Source organism: uncultured Sphingomonas sp. (genome assembly GCF_964021865.1).
In the GTDB taxonomy this organism is placed as follows: Bacteria; Pseudomonadota; Alphaproteobacteria; order Sphingomonadales; family Sphingomonadaceae; genus Sphingomonas.
Genome location: NZ_CAXIAM010000014.1, coordinates 21,308 through 36,682 on the forward strand (window position 1 = coordinate 21,308; position 15,375 = coordinate 36,682).

At 68.9% G+C, this 15,375-nt stretch carries 15 protein-coding genes; 10 read left to right on the forward strand and 5 right to left on the reverse strand.

Annotated elements, in window-relative coordinates; genetic code table 11:
- Window positions 1-36 precede the first annotated feature (36 nt).
- From purM to AADI75_RS05735, 3 genes are read left to right on the forward strand one after another with little or no spacing between them, the layout of a single operon-like run.
- Entirely contained in the window at window positions 37-1,128 is a 1,092-nt protein-coding gene (gene purM / locus AADI75_RS05725; RefSeq protein WP_341208081.1) for a phosphoribosylformylglycinamidine cyclo-ligase, read from the forward strand.
- Window positions 1,125-1,691, forward strand: coding sequence for a phosphoribosylglycinamide formyltransferase (gene purN, locus AADI75_RS05730; RefSeq protein ID WP_341208082.1), 567 nt, complete (start codon window positions 1,125-1,127; stop codon window positions 1,689-1,691). The genes purM and purN overlap by 4 nt, the downstream gene beginning before the upstream one ends.
- Window positions 1,688-1,960, forward strand: coding sequence for an MmcQ/YjbR family DNA-binding protein (locus tag AADI75_RS05735; protein WP_341208083.1), 273 nt, complete (start codon window positions 1,688-1,690; stop codon window positions 1,958-1,960). Before purN ends, AADI75_RS05735 begins: the two co-directional genes overlap by 4 nt.
- Before the next feature lie 108 nt (window positions 1,961-2,068).
- Here the strand turns inward: AADI75_RS05735 and AADI75_RS05740 are convergent, their stop codons facing one another.
- The 3 genes from AADI75_RS05740 to AADI75_RS05750 all read right to left on the reverse strand — a co-directional run bounded on the left by AADI75_RS05740 (window position 2,069) and on the right by AADI75_RS05750 (window position 3,623).
- A complete protein-coding gene (locus tag AADI75_RS05740) occupies window positions 2,069-2,380 on the reverse strand; it encodes a PilZ domain-containing protein (RefSeq protein WP_341208084.1) in 312 nt (103 codons plus the stop codon).
- Window positions 2,381-2,468: 88 nt separating this feature from the next.
- Window positions 2,469-2,936, reverse strand: coding sequence for an RNA polymerase-binding protein DksA (dksA, locus tag AADI75_RS05745; RefSeq protein WP_341208085.1), 468 nt, complete (start codon window positions 2,934-2,936; stop codon window positions 2,469-2,471).
- A gap of 177 nt (window positions 2,937-3,113) precedes the next feature.
- Window positions 3,114-3,623 carry a host attachment family protein gene (locus AADI75_RS05750; RefSeq protein WP_341208086.1) on the reverse strand — a complete coding sequence of 170 codons (510 nt, stop codon included), beginning with the start codon at window positions 3,621-3,623 and terminating at the stop codon, window positions 3,114-3,116.
- Window positions 3,624-3,718: 95 nt separating this feature from the next.
- On the opposite strand from AADI75_RS05750, the gene serS reads away from it, so the two are divergent.
- The 5 genes from serS to AADI75_RS05775 all read left to right on the forward strand — a co-directional run bounded on the left by serS (window position 3,719) and on the right by AADI75_RS05775 (window position 8,516).
- Window positions 3,719-4,996, forward strand: coding sequence for a serine--tRNA ligase (serS, locus tag AADI75_RS05755; protein ID WP_341208087.1), 1,278 nt, complete (start codon window positions 3,719-3,721; stop codon window positions 4,994-4,996).
- Window positions 4,996-5,766 carry a 5'/3'-nucleotidase SurE gene (surE, locus tag AADI75_RS05760; protein ID WP_341208088.1) on the forward strand — a complete coding sequence of 257 codons (771 nt, stop codon included), beginning with the start codon at window positions 4,996-4,998 and terminating at the stop codon, window positions 5,764-5,766. Before serS ends, surE begins: the two co-directional genes overlap by 1 nt.
- Window positions 5,767-5,772: 6 nt before the next feature.
- Window positions 5,773-6,888 carry a M23 family metallopeptidase gene (locus AADI75_RS05765; RefSeq protein WP_341208089.1) on the forward strand — a complete coding sequence of 372 codons (1,116 nt, stop codon included), beginning with the start codon at window positions 5,773-5,775 and terminating at the stop codon, window positions 6,886-6,888.
- Window positions 6,889-6,912: 24 nt separating this feature from the next.
- Window positions 6,913-8,139 carry a tyrosine--tRNA ligase gene (gene tyrS / locus AADI75_RS05770; RefSeq protein ID WP_341208090.1) on the forward strand — a complete coding sequence of 409 codons (1,227 nt, stop codon included), beginning with the start codon at window positions 6,913-6,915 and terminating at the stop codon, window positions 8,137-8,139.
- 65 nt (window positions 8,140-8,204) lie between these two features.
- The gene (locus AADI75_RS05775; RefSeq protein ID WP_341208091.1) at window positions 8,205-8,516 is read left to right on the forward strand and encodes a PilZ domain-containing protein; all 312 of its coding nucleotides are present in this window, start codon (window positions 8,205-8,207) and stop codon (window positions 8,514-8,516) included.
- A 46-nt stretch (window positions 8,517-8,562) separates the two neighbouring features.
- Here the strand turns inward: AADI75_RS05775 and AADI75_RS05780 are convergent, their stop codons facing one another.
- Together AADI75_RS05780 and recG are read right to left on the reverse strand one after the other, a co-directional pair.
- Entirely contained in the window at window positions 8,563-9,000 is a 438-nt protein-coding gene (locus tag AADI75_RS05780; protein WP_341208092.1) for a DMT family transporter, read from the reverse strand.
- 213 nt (window positions 9,001-9,213) lie between these two features.
- Complete coding sequence (recG, locus tag AADI75_RS05785; RefSeq protein WP_341208093.1) at window positions 9,214-11,268, reverse strand: ATP-dependent DNA helicase RecG; 2,055 nt, start codon at window positions 11,266-11,268, stop codon at window positions 9,214-9,216.
- 73 nt (window positions 11,269-11,341) lie between these two features.
- On the opposite strand from recG, the gene AADI75_RS05790 reads away from it, so the two are divergent.
- Both AADI75_RS05790 and mfd read left to right on the forward strand, forming a co-directional pair.
- Window positions 11,342-11,617, forward strand: coding sequence for a succinate dehydrogenase assembly factor 2 (locus AADI75_RS05790; protein WP_341208094.1), 276 nt, complete (start codon window positions 11,342-11,344; stop codon window positions 11,615-11,617).
- A gap of 142 nt (window positions 11,618-11,759) precedes the next feature.
- Window positions 11,760-15,332, forward strand: a complete 3,573-nt coding sequence (gene mfd / locus AADI75_RS05795) for a transcription-repair coupling factor (protein ID WP_341208095.1) — start codon at window positions 11,760-11,762, stop codon at window positions 15,330-15,332.
- Window positions 15,333-15,375 lie beyond the last annotated feature (43 nt).

The following is a 15,375-nucleotide window of genomic DNA, read 5'->3' on the forward strand; positions in this document are numbered from 1 at the left end:
GGAAATCCAAGCGCGATATGGCTAGGCGCGGTTCGCATGAGCAACGAAGCCTACACCTACGAGAGCGCCGGCGTGTCGATCGCGGCCGGCAACGCGCTGGTCCGCGCGATCGCGCCGCTGGCCCGCGCCACCCGCCGCCCCGGCGCCGACGCCGACCTCGGCGGGTTCGGGGGCTTCTTCGATCTCAAGGCAGCCGGGTTCACCGATCCGCTGCTGGTGGCGGCCAACGACGGCGTCGGCACCAAGCTGAAGCTGGCGATCGAATGGGATCGCCATGCCGGCGTCGGGATCGATCTGGTCGCGATGTGCGCCAACGATCTGGTCGTGCAGGGTGCCGAGCCGTTGTTCTTCCTCGATTATTACGCGACCGGCCAGCTCGACAATGCGGTGGCGGAAAGCGTCGTCGCCTCGATTGCGGAAGGCTGCCGGATCGCCGGCTGCGCGTTGATCGGCGGCGAGACCGCCGAGATGCCGGGCATGTATGCTCCCGGCGATTACGACCTCGCCGGCTTCTGCGTCGGCGCGGTCGAGCGCGGCGACGTGCTGACCGGCGCGGCGATCGGCGCGGGCGACGTGATCCTCGGGCTCGCTTCGTCGGGCGTGCATTCGAACGGCTTCTCGCTGGTCCGGCGGCTGGCCGCGGACAAGGGGTGGAAGCTCGATCGCCCCGCTTTGTTCGATTCGGACCGGTTGCTGATCGATATCCTGATGGCGCCGACGCGCATCTATGTCGCCAGCCTGTTGCCGCTGCTGCGCGCGCACAAGATCAAGGGGCTGGCGCATATCACCGGCGGCGGGTTGCTCGAGAACATCCCGCGCGTGCTGCCGCCAGAGGCGCACGCCCATATTGACGCCGATGCATGGGAGCAGCCGCGGCTGATGGCGTTCCTGCAGGCGCAGGGCGCGATCGAGCCCGAGGAAATGGCGCGCACCTTCAACTGCGGGATCGGCATGGCGGTGGTCGTCGCCGCCGATCAGGCCGACGCCGTGGCCGAGGCACTGCGGGCGGCGGGCGAGACGGTCCATACGATCGGGCGGATCGAGGCCGGGTCGCGCGGCTGCACCGTCACGGGCAGCACCGAAACGTGGAGCGCGCGCGCCGACTGGACGGCGACGCACCACCAATGAGCGCGTCTCCCGCCAGGGTCGCGGTGCTGATCTCGGGCCGCGGATCGAACATGCAGGCGCTGGCCGGCGAACAGGGCGACGCCTATCGCATCGTGCTGGTCGCCTCCGATCGGCCCGAGGCGGCCGGGCTGGCCTGGGCGCGTGCGGAGGGACTGGAAACCTTCGCGCTTTCCCCGAAGGGGATCGGCAAGGCCGCTTACGAGGAGGCGCTCGACGCCGCGCTGCGCGATGCCGGCGCGGAGTGGATCGCGCTGGCCGGCTATATGCGGCTGTTGTCGGACGCCTTCGTCGCGCGCTGGCGTGGGCGGATCATCAACATCCACCCCTCGCTGCTGCCGAAGTACAAGGGGCTCGACACCCATGCGCGCGCGATCGCCGCGGGCGACGCGGCGGGCGGATGCTCGGTGCATGTCGTGACCGAGGAGCTGGACGGCGGCGACGTGCTGGGCCGCGCCGAGGTGCCGATCCATCCCGACGAAACGCCCGAAAGCCTCGCGGCGCGCGTGCTGATCGAGGAACATCGGCTGTATCCGGCCGTGCTGAAGGAGTTCGTTCGCTCATGACCGTATTGGAACAGGTCCGCGCCATTGCGCTGTTGCTGCCAGAAGCGGAGGAGCGCGCGATCGACGGCAGCGCTGTTTTCTACGTCGACGGGAAGCCATTCGCGACCGTGTCGGCCGAGGCGCCTCCGGTGGTGCGGGTGCGCGACGCTTCGGGCGAGGTGTCGATCACGCTCGACGACGATATCGACTGGACGTTGGTCGAGGATCGTATCGCGCGAAGCTGGGAACTGACCGCGCCGCGGCGGCTGCTGGAGGCCGGCGGGCGCTGATCTTCGCGCCGTCGTCCAGAAAAGCGATCCTGTCACGATAAAAACAGGCGCGTCCCAGATCACATCCGGGACGGCGGCCGTGTACAGCGGGGCACGAAGCGCGCGACCCTAATGCGCGGTACCGCTGGCATCCTGAACGACCGCGACATCGATCGGATGGTCGAACGCGATCCCCGTCCGGCCCTCGGTCTGCCAGACGACACGCCCGGCGACCCAGCCGAGCCCGCTCAGCTTGATCTCCACCGCGCAGTCGGGCGGCAGCGGATGCGGCAGTTCGGCCATCAGCCCGCCCGCCGAAACGTTGCGGATGCGCACGAGGAACCCCGCATCCTCGGCATGGACACGCATCCGTGCCGACAGATGAATCTCGCCACGCCCACGCTCGTCGGGCTGGCCTGCCGCCTTATGGTCGTCAACCAAGCTGTATCTCGACTGCCCCATGTAACCCGCCCGCTCGTTTGAGCCGGACGGTTGCGTCAAAATCATTGATGAAAGGTTAAGATCGGCGTCAATCGTCGCGTGACACCTTCTCCGCGCGCTCATGCCGCTCCTGCGCCTCGACCGTCATCGTCGCGATCGGACGGGCTTCCAACCGGCCCAGGCTGATCGGCTCGCCGGTGACCTCGCAATAGCCATATTCGCCATCGTCGATGCGGCGCAGCGCGGCGTCGATCTTGGAGATCAGCTTGCGCTGCCGATCTCGGGTGCGCAGTTCCAGCGACCAGTCCGCCTCGCTTGATGCGCGATCGTTGAGATCGGCCTCGCGCAGCGAGTCGACCTGTAGCTGCGACAGCGTACCCTGCGCCTCGCGACGGATCGCATCCTTCCACGCGAGCAGCTTGTGGCGGAAATACGCCTGTTGGCGCGGGTTCATGAACGGTTCGTCCGCGGTGGGGCGGTAACCGTCCGGCATCGGGCTGGAGAGCGCCTCCGGCTCGTCAAACGCGTCTTCGACCTGACTCATCACTGTCGCCATGACCTTCTCCCGCCCACGTGAAGGATGTCGTCAGCATCACTGCACGCCCCTTTGGGCGCGCCTATAATCGTCTGACCGGTCCTCCACAAGCGAACAGGATGGTCGTAATCGATACGATATGTCGCAACGCTGAACACTTACCGTCGGCGGGCGGGAGGCGCCCGCCGACGATGACGATCAGGCCGAGAGCAGCGCCTTTTCGATATCCGGGATCGGATGGCCGGTCAGGTCCTTGTCCAACTCGCCGGTCAGCCGCGCGCTCACCTCCTTGTGGTAATGTTTGCGTAGCTCGCCCAGCGTGCGCGGCGGCGCGATTACGATCAGCGATTCGAAGTCGTTCGACAGCGCGCGGCGCTTCAGCAGGTCGGCGGCTTCGGCGGCGAAGCGATCCTCCTCAAGCTGGTGGAAGTCGGTCTGCTCGAAGCTGCCGCGCGAGGGCGCAAATTGCGCGCCGCCGCCCTGGGCATGACCGGAGCCGCCCTGCGCGGCATTGGGTGCTCCTGCCCCGCTCTGCGTCGACGAGGCGCCGCCGGCGGCATCGGTCGCCTGATCGCGCGTGGCGGGGTTCGCGCGCTCCTCGGCATGCTCGACCTGCAGGTTCGGATAGTCGGTATCGCCTTCGTTGCGCAGGAACAGCAGCTTGCGGCCATCGGCGACCAGGACGACCGAATTGTGGGGGACCTGCATGGACGTTTCTCCTTCTGCCCGTTGCGTCACAGGCGAAGAACGCCGCGCGTGCGGCGCGGGTTGCCTCGCGGCGGGCGCGGGGTCATAGCGCGGCCATGCACGACATCCGCCTGATCCGCGACGATCCCGCCGCTTTCGATGCCGCGATGGCCAAGCGTGGCCTGCCCGCCAGCGCCGAGACGTTGGTGTCGCTCGACCGCCGCCGCCGCGAGGCCGCGACCGAGGCGCAGACCGCGCAGGCGCGCCGCAACGAGGCGTCGAAGGCGATCGGCGCGGCGAAGGCGAAGAAGGACGACGAAACCGCCGCCGCACTGATGGCGGAGGTGGCGACGCTCAAGGAACGGCTGCCGCAGCTTGAGGCCGAAGAGGCGGAGACGGGCAATGCGCTCGACGCCGCGCTCGCTGCCCTGCCCAACGTGCCTGCCGCCGACGTGCCCGAGGGTGTGGACGAGGACGACAACCAGCTCGTCCACGAACGCGGGCAGCGCCCCGATTTCGCCTTCGCCCCGCGCGAGCATGACGCGATCGGCCCGGCGCTGGGGCTCGACTTCGAGACCGGTGCGGCGATTGCGGGCGCGCGCTTCACCCTGGTGCGCGGCGATGCAGCGCGGCTGCAACGCGCGCTGGGGCAGTTCATGCTCGACCGGCTGACGCGCGCGCACGGCTATGAGGAAGTCGCCCCGCCGCTTATGGTGCGCGACGAGGCGGTGTTCGGGACCGGGCAATTGCCCAAGTTCGCCGAGGATCTGTTCCGCACTACCGACGGCCGCTGGCTGATCCCGACCGCCGAGGTGTCGCTGACCAATATCGTGCGCGAGAAAATCCTCGCGCACGACGTGCTGCCGCTGCGCTTCGCGGCGCTGACGCCGTGCTTCCGCTCCGAGGCGGGCGCGGCGGGGCGCGACACGCGCGGCTATATCCGCCAGCACCAGTTCGACAAGGTCGAGATGGTGTCGATCGTCGCGCCCGAGGCGAGCGAGGACGAGCATGAGCGGATGACCGCGTGCGCGGAAGGGATGCTCGACGCGCTGGGGCTCGCCTATCGCCGGATGAAATTGTGCACGGGCGACATGGGGTTCACCGCGGCGCGCACCTATGACCTTGAGGTGTGGCTGCCCGGGCAGCAGCGCTATCGCGAGATTTCGAGCTGCTCGACCTGCACCGACTTTCAGGCGCGGCGGATGAACGCACGTTACCGGCCGGAGGGCGGGAAGACGACGCGGTTCGTTCACACGCTCAACGGCTCGGGGCTGGCGGTCGGGCGGACGCTGGTGGCGGTGCTGGAGAATTACCAGCGCGAGGACGGCACGGTGACGGTACCCGAGGTGCTGCGGCCGTACCTCGACAATCTCGACGTGCTGGGGGCGCACTGATGCGGATCCTGCTCTCCAACGACGACGGCTATCACGCGCCGGGGCTGGCGGTGCTGGAGCGGATCGCCGCGCAGCTTTCCGACGACGTGTGGGTCTGCGCCCCGGCGTCCGAACAGTCCGGCACCGGGCGCTCGCTGACGCTGACCCGGCCGCTCCGCGTCAAGCAGTTCGGAGAAAAGCGTTTCGCGGTCGGAGGCACGCCCACCGATGCGGTGATGTACGCGCTGGCCGAGCTGCTGCGCGATACGCCGCCCGACCTGATCCTGTCCGGCGTCAACCGCGGCGGCAACATCGCCGAGGACGTGATGTATTCGGGCACGGTTTCGGCGGCGATGGAGGGCGCGCTGGCCGGCGTCCGCTCGGTCGCGCTCAGCCAGCGCTACGGCCGACGCGAACCCGGCGACGATGTGTCGTTCACTGCCGCCGAGGAATGGGGCGCGCGCGTGCTGCGGCCGCTGCTCGACTACGACTGGGCGCCGCGATCGGTGGTGAACATCAACTTCCCCGAGCCCGAGGCGGGCGCGGTAAAGGGCGTGCGCGTCGTGCCGCAGGGCCTGCGCGACTACGGGCGCGTTCGCTTCGATCGCCGCACCGATCCGCGCGGGTTCGATTATCACTGGCTGTCGATGGGGCGGGCCGTGCCCGCCGACGACGACGGCAGCGACCTGACGACGATCACGCAGGGGTGGATCACGGTGACGCCGCTCCAGCTCGACCTGACGCTGCACGGCTCACTCGCGGCGCTCGGCGACGCCTTCGCCGGGGTGTAGCGCGGCTTGACGCGGCGAGCGGCGAGGTCGGCGGCGCTGCTGCTGATGCTGGCGGGGTGCATTCCCGCCGCCGATCCCCGCTTCGCTCCGCCATCCGCGGCGCCGGTGCCCGCCGCCGATCTGCCTGCCGAGCCGCTTCCTGAACCCGAGCAGGAGCCGACGGTCGAGGCGCCGCACCCGGTCCGTCCCTCCCGCCCGCCCCGCCGTTCCCCCGTTGAGCAACTCGCCGCACCACGCCCGGCATGGGAAGCGGCACCCGTCACGCCCGACGCGCGGCTGGTCCGCACACAGGATGTCGTGGTCCGCCCTGGCGACACGTTAAGCGCGATCGCCGAGCGGACCGGCGCGTCGATCGCCGCCATCGCACGCCGCAACAACCTGACGCCGCCCTACGCCCTGCGCGCCGGACAGCGGCTGGTGATTCCTGGCGGACGCTATCACCGCGTCGATCCGGGGCAGACCGGCATCGGCATCGCGCGCGCGTATGGCGTGCCGTGGAGCCAGGTGGTCGCCGCCAACGACCTGCGCGAGCCGTTCGTGCTGGTGACCGGGCAGCGCGTGCTGATCCCCGCGCAGTCCGCCTCCGCGGCCGAACGCGCGGCGGCCTTCACGCTCGACGTCGACACGATCCTGACCGGCGGCGAACCGGCGGTCGCGAGCGGACGCGCGCCGGTGCGTCCCGTCAAGGGCACGACCAAGGTGCCCGCCGCCACCGTCCCCGTCGCGCCGCCCAGCGCCTCGCCGGGCCGCTTCGTCTGGCCGCTGACCGGCCGGATCGTCCGCCGCTTCGGCACCGGGCGCAGCGGCGAGCGTTTCGACGGGATCGAGATTGCGGTGCCCTCCGGCACCGAGGTGAAGGCCGCGGCGGCGGGGACGGTCGCCTATGCCGGCGACGGGATTGCCGCGCTGGGCGGGCTCGTCATCGTCAAACACGGCGACAATTGGACCTCCATCTATGGCCATGCCGGCAAATTGCTGGTGCGGCGCGGACAGGCGGTGACGCGCGGGCAGGTGATCGCGCTGAGCGGCGCGACCGGCTTCGCCGACCAGCCCGAGCTGCATTTCGAGCTGCGCCGCGGGCGCACGCCGGTCGATCCGGTCACGCAATTGCCGCGCCGCTGACCTGTGTGTAACGACGCGCACATCATGACCGAATATCAGTCCGACCTGCTCCGCACGCTGACCGCGCGCGGTTACATCCACCAGATGACCGACGCCGCCGCGCTCGACGCGCTGGCCGCCAGGCAGGTCGTGCCCGGCTATATCGGCTTCGACCCGACCGCGCCGTCGCTGCACGTCGGCAGCCTGGTGCAGATCATGCTGCTGCGCCGGCTGCAACAGGCCGGGCACAAGCCGGTCGTGCTGATGGGCGGCGGCACCGGCAAGATCGGCGACCCGAGCTTCAAGGACGAGGCGCGCAAGCTGAACAGCGACGAGGTGATCGCCGCCAATGTCGCGGGCATCAAGCGCATCTTCGACCGCTTCCTGACCTTCGGCGACGGCCCAAGCGATGCGGTGATGCTCGACAATGCCGAATGGCTCGACAAGCTCGAATACATTCCGTTCCTGCGCGAAGTCGGGCAGCATTTCAGCGTCAACCGGATGCTGAGCTTCGATTCGGTCAAGCTGCGGCTCGAGCGCGAGCAATCCTTGTCGTTCCTCGAATTCAACTACATGATCCTGCAAGGCTACGACTTCCGCGAGCTGGCGCGGCGCGAGGGCGTGCGGCTGCAGATGGGCGGCAGCGACCAATGGGGGAATATCGTCAACGGCGTCGAACTGGCGCGGCGGATGGACGGGACCGAGGTGTTCGGCGTCACCACCCCGCTGCTCACCACCGCCTCGGGCGAGAAGATGGGCAAGACCGTGGCGGGCGCGGTGTGGCTGCACGAGGACCAGCTACCGCATTTCGATTACTGGCAATTCTGGCGCAACACTGACGACCGTGACGTCGGGCGCTTCCTGCGGCTGTTCACCGACCTGCCGCTCGACGAGATCGCGCGGCTGGAGGCGCTGGACGGCGCCGAGATCAACGAGGCCAAGAAGGTGCTCGCCAACGAGGCGACCGCGATGTGCCGCGGCCGCGCCGCCGCGGAGGATGCCGCCGAAACCGCGCGCAAGACCTTCGAGGAAGGCGCGAGCGGCGCGGGGCTGCCGTCGATGACCGCTTCGGGTGCAACCCCGCTGGTCGACGTGCTGGTCGCGCTCGGCTTCGCCGCGTCGAAGGGAGAGGCGCGGCGGCTCATCAAGGGCGGCGGCGCGCGGATCGACGGCGAGAAGGTGGCCGACGAAGCCGCAGTGGTGACAATCGGAGACGCGCCGGTGCGCATTTCCGCGGGCAAGAAGCATCATGGGATGGTGAACCCCGCTTAACGTCTTTGCTCACTCCACGTTAACCCCAGCCGGGCGATAAGGCGGGGTTAGCGTAGGAGGACGACATGGCCGTACGATCGGCGACGATAGCGTATGAAGACCGCGTCGAACCGCGCGACGAGACGCTGCATCGCACCCGGCTGACCGTCGCCGGCGGCGACCCGCGGCTGGTGACGATCGTCAACGTCTCTCCGAACGGCTTCATGGCACGCAGCGACGAGGCTTTCGAGGTCGGTGATGTGGTGACGGTCACGCTCCCCGTGGCGGGCAGCTTCACCGCCGAGGTGCGCTGGGCGCTCGGCGGACGGATCGGCTTCAAGCTGGCGCAGGAAGTACCACCGGCCTTGTACCAGTTCGTCCTGGCAGCGATGCGCTAACCGTCATTGCGTCGCCACGCTCGCAAAGACGAACGAAACGGCGCGGTCACCCTTTGCGGAACACCACCACCCCGATCAGCACCAGCGCGATGCCCGCGAGCTTGGTCACCGTCACGGGTTGCTGCGGCAGGTGCAGCAGGCCGAAATGGTCGAGCGTCAGCGCTGCGATCAACTGGCTCGCGATCGCGATGCTGAGCGCCGCCGCAATCCCCAGCCGCGGCGCGGCGAAAGCGAGCGCCGCGACGAACGCCGCGCCGTAGAGGCCACCCAGCCAAGACCACCACGGCGCCCCCTTCAGCGCCGACAGCGGCGTGCGATCGAACGCCCAGACGACGAGCAGCGCCGCGGTGCCGACCGTGAACGACACCAGCGCCGCCAGCCAGACCGACCCCGACGCCCGCGCCAATGCGGCATTGGTCGGCGGCTGGATCGCGAGGCCCAGCCCCGCGAGCACGACGATGATGATCGGTATCAGGCCGGCCAAGATGCTATACTCCCCATCATCGTCATTGCGAGCGCAGCGAAGCAATCCAGGGCAGCGCGCGGAACACTGGATTGCTTCGCTCCGCTCGCAATGACGGCTGCCAAATCGTTCACCCCGTGCGTGCTGAGCTTGTCGAAGCACGTGCCCAATCACACGCCCTTCGACAAGCTAAGGGCGACCGGTGGTCGACGAACAAACCGCAAAATCGTCCCATCACCCCGACCGCAGCAACGCCACGCCGGCATCGCGCTCGAACAGGTACAGCGCAATTCGCGCGGCCTGCCCACGCTCGCCGTGCAGCCCGCCATCGCGGTCGATCAGCAACCGCGCATCGTCGGTCGCCGCGGGCAGCAACTCCGACAGCAGCTCCGGCGTCGCGAGCCGGAACATCGCCTCGCCCGACTGCCGGGTTCCCAGCAGCTCGCCCGCGCCGCGCAGCCGCAAATCCTCTTCAGCGATCCGAAAGCCGTCGTTGGTCTCGCGCATCAACGCCAGCCGCGCGCGCGCCGTCTCGCTCAGCGACCCGCCGCGTAGCAGCAGGCACACCGATCGCCCGCCGCCGCGCCCCACGCGGCCACGCAACTGGTGCAACTGCGCCAGCCCGAAGCGATCGGCATGTTCGATTACGATCAGCGTGGCATTGGGCACATCGACCCCGACCTCGATCACCGTCGTGGCGACCAGCACGCCGATCTCGCCCGCCGAGAAGCGCGCCATCACCGCGTCCTTCTCGACGCCCTTCATCCGCCCGTGCACCAGTCCGACACGATCCCCGAAGCGGCTGGCGAGCGCCGCGGCGCGCGCCTCGGCGGCTTGCAGGTCGCTCGTCTCGCTTTCCTCGACCAGCGGGCAGACCCAATAGGCCTGCTTCCCCTCCGACAGATGCCGGCCGAGCGCGTTGACGACTTCGTCGACACGTTCCTCGGACAACACCCGCGTCTCGATCGGCTCGCGACCGGGCGGCATCTCGTCGAGCCGGCTCTGGTCCATCTCGCCGTGCAGCGCGAGCGTCAGCGTGCGCGGGATCGGTGTCGCGGTCATCGCCAGCAGGTGTGGCGGGGTGCGGCCCTTGGCCTGCAACAGCATCCGCTCGGCCACCCCGAAGCGATGCTGCTCGTCGACCACTACCAGCCCAAGGTCGCGGTAGCTGACCGCCTCCTGGAAGATCGCGTGGGTACCGACCAGAATGTGGATCGACCCGTCCGCCAGCCCCATCAGCGTCGCCTCGCGCGCGCGGCCCTTGTCGCGCCCGGTCAGCACCGCGATCTCGACCGGCAGCCCGGCGAGCGTCCGCCGCAGCGTCTCATAATGCTGGCGCGCGAGGATCTCGGTCGGGGCGAGCATCGCCGCCTGCGCGCCGGCCTCGACCGCGATCAGCAAGGCCATCGCCGCGACCAAGGTCTTGCCCGAGCCGACATCGCCTTGCAGCAGCCGCAGCATCGGCGCGCTCTGCGCTAGGTCACCCTCGATCTCGCGGACGCTGCGCGCCTGTGCGCCGGTGAGCTGATACGGCAGCCGCAACAGATCGCGCAGCCGCCCGTCGCCCTGCAACGCGCGCCCGCGCCGCTTGCGCGTATCCGCGCGCACGATCGACAGCGCGAGCTGGTTGGCGAACACCTCGTCATAGGCGAGCCGCGCGCGCGCCACTGCATCGGCGGGATCGGCATGGAGCCGCGTCATCGCCGCGCGCCACGCGGGCCAGTCGCGTTGCGCCTTCAGGCTCGGCTCGATCCATTCGGGCAGGTCGGGGGCACGCGCCAGCGCCTGCTCGACCAGCGCGCCGAGGCGGCGCGAGGTCATGCCTTCGGTCAGCGGATAGATCGCCTCACGCTCGCGGAACTCATCGTCCTCGCCGCCCACCTCCGGGTGGACGATCTGCAAATCCTGCCCGTATTGATCGAGCCGCCCCGACACGCGACGTGGCTCGTTGAGCGGCAGCAACTTGCGCACCCGCCCGGAGCCGCCGCCGAAGAACACCAGCACCACCGTGTTGCCGTGCGTGTCGCGCGCCACGACCCGCGTCGGCGCGCGCGGGCTGCTGCTGGTGCGATAATCGGTCGGGGTCAGCGTGATCGCGATCGTCCGCCCGACGTCGCTCTGCATCAGCTCGTCGCGCGGCCAGCGATCGACCCAGCCCGAGGGGAGGTGGAACAACAGGTCGACCACGCGCGCGATCGCCAACCGGTCGAGCGGCTTGGCGAGCGCGGGCCCGACGCCCTTCAACGCCTCCACCTCGGCGAACAACGGATTGAGGATATCGGGTCGCATGGCTATTTGGAGGCGATACCCTGCCCCGACGGCCGCCGCCAGCGCCCGCCGGTCGTTTTGCATTGGACCTGTGATGGATCACGACATCCGCCTGAAACGCCTGCGCTTCCGCGCCTGGCACCGCGGCACGCGCGAGGCCGATCTGATGATCGGCGGCTTCTTCGACGCGCATGGCGCGACATGGAATGCGGAACAGCTCGACTGGTTCGAGCGGCTGCTGGAGGAGCAGGACGTCGACATCATGGGCTGGGCGATCGGCTCGCTGCCCTGCCCACCCGAATGGGAGGGCGAGATGATGCAGACGATGCGGCGGATCGATTTCGTCACGGTGCTCGATACCGGGATGTGACGCTACCTAGCCCCTCCCTTTCAAGGGAGGGGTTGGGGTGGGTCGAGGCATGACGATACGGCCGCCTTAACCTCGCCCCTACCGTACCAACCAGACGACACCCACCCCCTGCCCCTCCCTTGAAAGGGAGGGGGGAGATAGAATGCCCGACCTCTCGAAAATCCTCAAAGCCACCGTCCCCCTCACCCTCTCGGGCGTGCCCGGCGGCTTCCTCCCCTCGCTGCTTGCCGACCTTGCGCGCGCCGCGCCGCGCCGCGCGGTGTTCGTCGCCGCCGACGAGGCGCAGATGCGCAGCATCGCCGCGACCGCGCCGTTCTTCGCGCCCGAGCTGGAGGTCGTGCAGATCCCGGCCTGGGATTGCCTCCCCTACGACCGCGCCTCGCCGACGTTGCGCGTCATGGCGGAGCGGATCGGCGCGCTGCACCGGTTGCAGCAGAAGCCGGCCGCGCCGCAACTCGTGCTCACCACCGTCAACGCGCTGACACAGCGCACGCTGACCCCGTTCCGCATCCGCCAGCTGGTCGCCGAACTCAAGCCCGGCGCGCGGATCGACCGGGACGCGCTCGGCGCCTTGTTGCAGGCCAACGGCTATGTCCGCACCGATACCGTCCACGATGCCGGCGAATATGCGGTGCGCGGCGGTATCGTCGATCTGTTCCCGAGCGGCGAGGAACAGGCGCTGCGCCTTGATTTCTTCGGCGACGAGATCGAGAGCGTCCGCACCTTCGACCCCGGCGACCAGCGCACCACCGGACGGCTCGACGGCTTCGTGCTGCTCCCCGCGTCCGAGGCGCTGCTCGACGACGACAGCGTCAAGCGTTTCCGCACCCGCTATCGCGAGAAATTCGGCGCGACCGCGACCGGCGATCCGCTGTATCAGGCGGTCAGCGAAGGCCGGCGGCTGGCGGGCATGGAGCATTGGCTGCCGCTGTTCGAGGAAAAGCTCGCGACGCTCTGGGATCACCTCGGCGATGACGCCGTGGTCGTCCGCGACGCCGGCACCCCGGCAGCGGTCGAGGGGCGGCTCGACGCGATCGCCGATTATTACGAGAACCGGAAACGCGCCGAGGCCGCCGAGCCGGGCAGCTATCGCGCGCTGCCCGCCAAGACGCTCTATCTCGACGAGGAGGAATGGCGCGCCGAAGTCGCCGGGATGCCCGCGCATCTGGTCACGCCGTTCCACGAACCGGAATCGTCGACGGTGCTCGACTTCCAGGTCGACGGCCCGCGCGACTTCGGACCCGAGCGCGCCAATCAGGCCAATGTCTACGAAGCGGTCGTCGCGCACGTCGCGCGGCTGAAGAAGGACAGGCGCAAGCCGATCCTCGCCAGCTATTCGGTCGGCGCACGCGACCGGCTGAAGGCGTTGCTGGAGGATCATGGGCTGACGGATGCGCGATTGGTCGATACGTGGCAGGAGGCGCTGGGCCAGGCCGCTCCCCTCCCTGCAAGGGAGGGGCCGGGGGTGGGTGGAGGCCCGGAGACACCGCGCCCCGACACCAAATCCAGCCGCACCACGAACACGCCACCCTCCCCCAACCCCTCCCTTGCAGGGAGGGGAGTAAGCCTGATCGTTCTCCCGCTCGATCACGGCTTCACCGCCCCCGACGTCGCGGTGCTCACCGAGCAGGACATGCTCGGCGATCGCCTGATCCGCCGCGCCAAGCGCCGCAAGTCCGCCGACGCGTTCCTTGCCGAACTGGCGACGCTCTCGCCGGGCGATCTGGTCGTCCACACCGATCACGGCATCGGCCGCTACGTCGGGCTGACGCAGGTGCCGGTCGCCAAGGCACCGCACGATTGCGTCGCGCTCGAATATGCCGGCGGCGACAAGCTCTACATTCCGGTCGAGAATCTCGAGGTCCTCTCGCGCTACGGCTCGTCGGAGGAAGGCGCGAGCCTCGACCGGCTCGGCGGCGAGGCGTGGCAGCGCCGCAAGTCGAAGATGAAGGAGCGGATCCGCGAGATCGCCGGCACCTTGATCGCGGTCGCCGCCGAGCGCGCGTTGCGCCCGGGCGAGGTCGCCGAACCGGACGCGAGCGGCTATCCGGCGTTCGTCGATCGTTTCCCGTATGAGGAAACCGACGATCAGGACCGCGCAATCAGCGACGTCCTTGACGATCTGGCCGCCGGCAAGCCAATGGACCGGCTGATCGTCGGCGACGTCGGGTTCGGCAAGACCGAGGTCGCGCTGCGCGCCGCCTTCGTCGCGGCGATGGCCGGGATGCAGGTCGCGGTCGTCTGCCCGACGACGCTGCTTGCCCGCCAGCATTACCAGAATTTCTGTGCCCGCTTCGACGGCTTTCCGGTCGAAATTGGTCGCCTCTCACGACTGGTGACCGCCAGCGAGGCGAAGAAGGTGAAGGACGGCATCGCGGCCGGCACGATCGACATCGTCATCGGCACCCACGCTTTGCTCGCCAAGAACGTCGACTTTAAGCGGCTGGGCCTCGTGATCGTCGACGAGGAACAGCGCTTCGGCGTGACGCACAAGGAGCGGCTGAAGACGCTGCGTGCCGACGTGCACATGCTGACGCTCACCGCGACGCCGATCCCGCGCACGTTGCAGATGGCGATGGGCGGCCTGCGCGAACTGTCGGTGATCCAGACGCCGCCGGTCGATCGCCTCGCGGTGCGCACCTATGTGATGCCGTGGGATCCGGTGGTGCTGCGCGAGGCGTTGCTGCGCGAACATTATCGCGGCGGGCAAAGCTTCCTCGTCACCCCGCGCATCGCCGACCTGCCCGATATCGAGGAGTACCTCCGCCGCGAGGTGCCTGAGATCCGCTACGTCATCGCGCACGGCCAGATGGCGCCGACCGAGGTCGAGGAGCGCATGTCGGCGTTCTACGACAAGAAGTTCGAGGTGCTGGTGTCGACGTCGATCATCGAGAGCGGGATCGACATTCCATCCGCCAACACGATGATCGTCAACCGCGCCGACCGCTTCGGCCTCGCGCAGCTTTATCAGCTCCGCGGGCGGGTCGGGCGGTCGAAGACGCGCGCCTACGCCTATATGGTCGCCCCGCCCGAGCGGCAGATGACCGAGGCGGCGGAAAAGCGCCTCAAGGTGCTGAGCGATCTCGATACGCTGGGCGCGGGGTTCCAGCTTGCCAGCCACGACCTCGACATTCGCGGCGCAGGCAATCTGCTCGGCGACGAGCAATCGGGGCATATCAAGGAAGTCGGCTACGAACTCTACCAGTCGATGCTGGAGGAGGCGATCCTTGAGGCCAAGGCCGGCGGGCTGCGCGAGCGCCAGCGCGACTTCTCACCCCAGATCAGCGTCGACGCGCCGATCCTGATCCCCGAGGAGTACGTCCCCGACCTCGATCTGCGGATGGGCCTCTACCGCCGCCTCAACGAGGTCGACGAGGTACAGGGGCTCGATGCCTTCGCCGCCGAGATGATTGACCGTTTCGGCCCCTTGCCCGAGGCGACCGACAATCTCGTCAAGATCATGGAGATCAAGCTCAACGCCAAGAAGGCGTGCGTGTCCAAGCTCGACGTCGGGCCGAAGGGCGCGCTGGTCGCGTTCCACGACGACAAGCCGCCGAACGTCGCGGGGCTGCTCGCCTATGTCGACAAGCTGGGCGGGATCGCGAAGCTGCGCCCCGACAGCAAGCTGGCGCTGACCCGCGTCTGGGCGGATCCGAAGGCGCGGCTGCACGGCGCGCTGCAATTGTCGAAGGGGTTGGCGAAGGCGGCGGGCTGAGGCGCGTCGTTGCGCGCTTGGCGGAGCAATGGCGGGCCCTGCC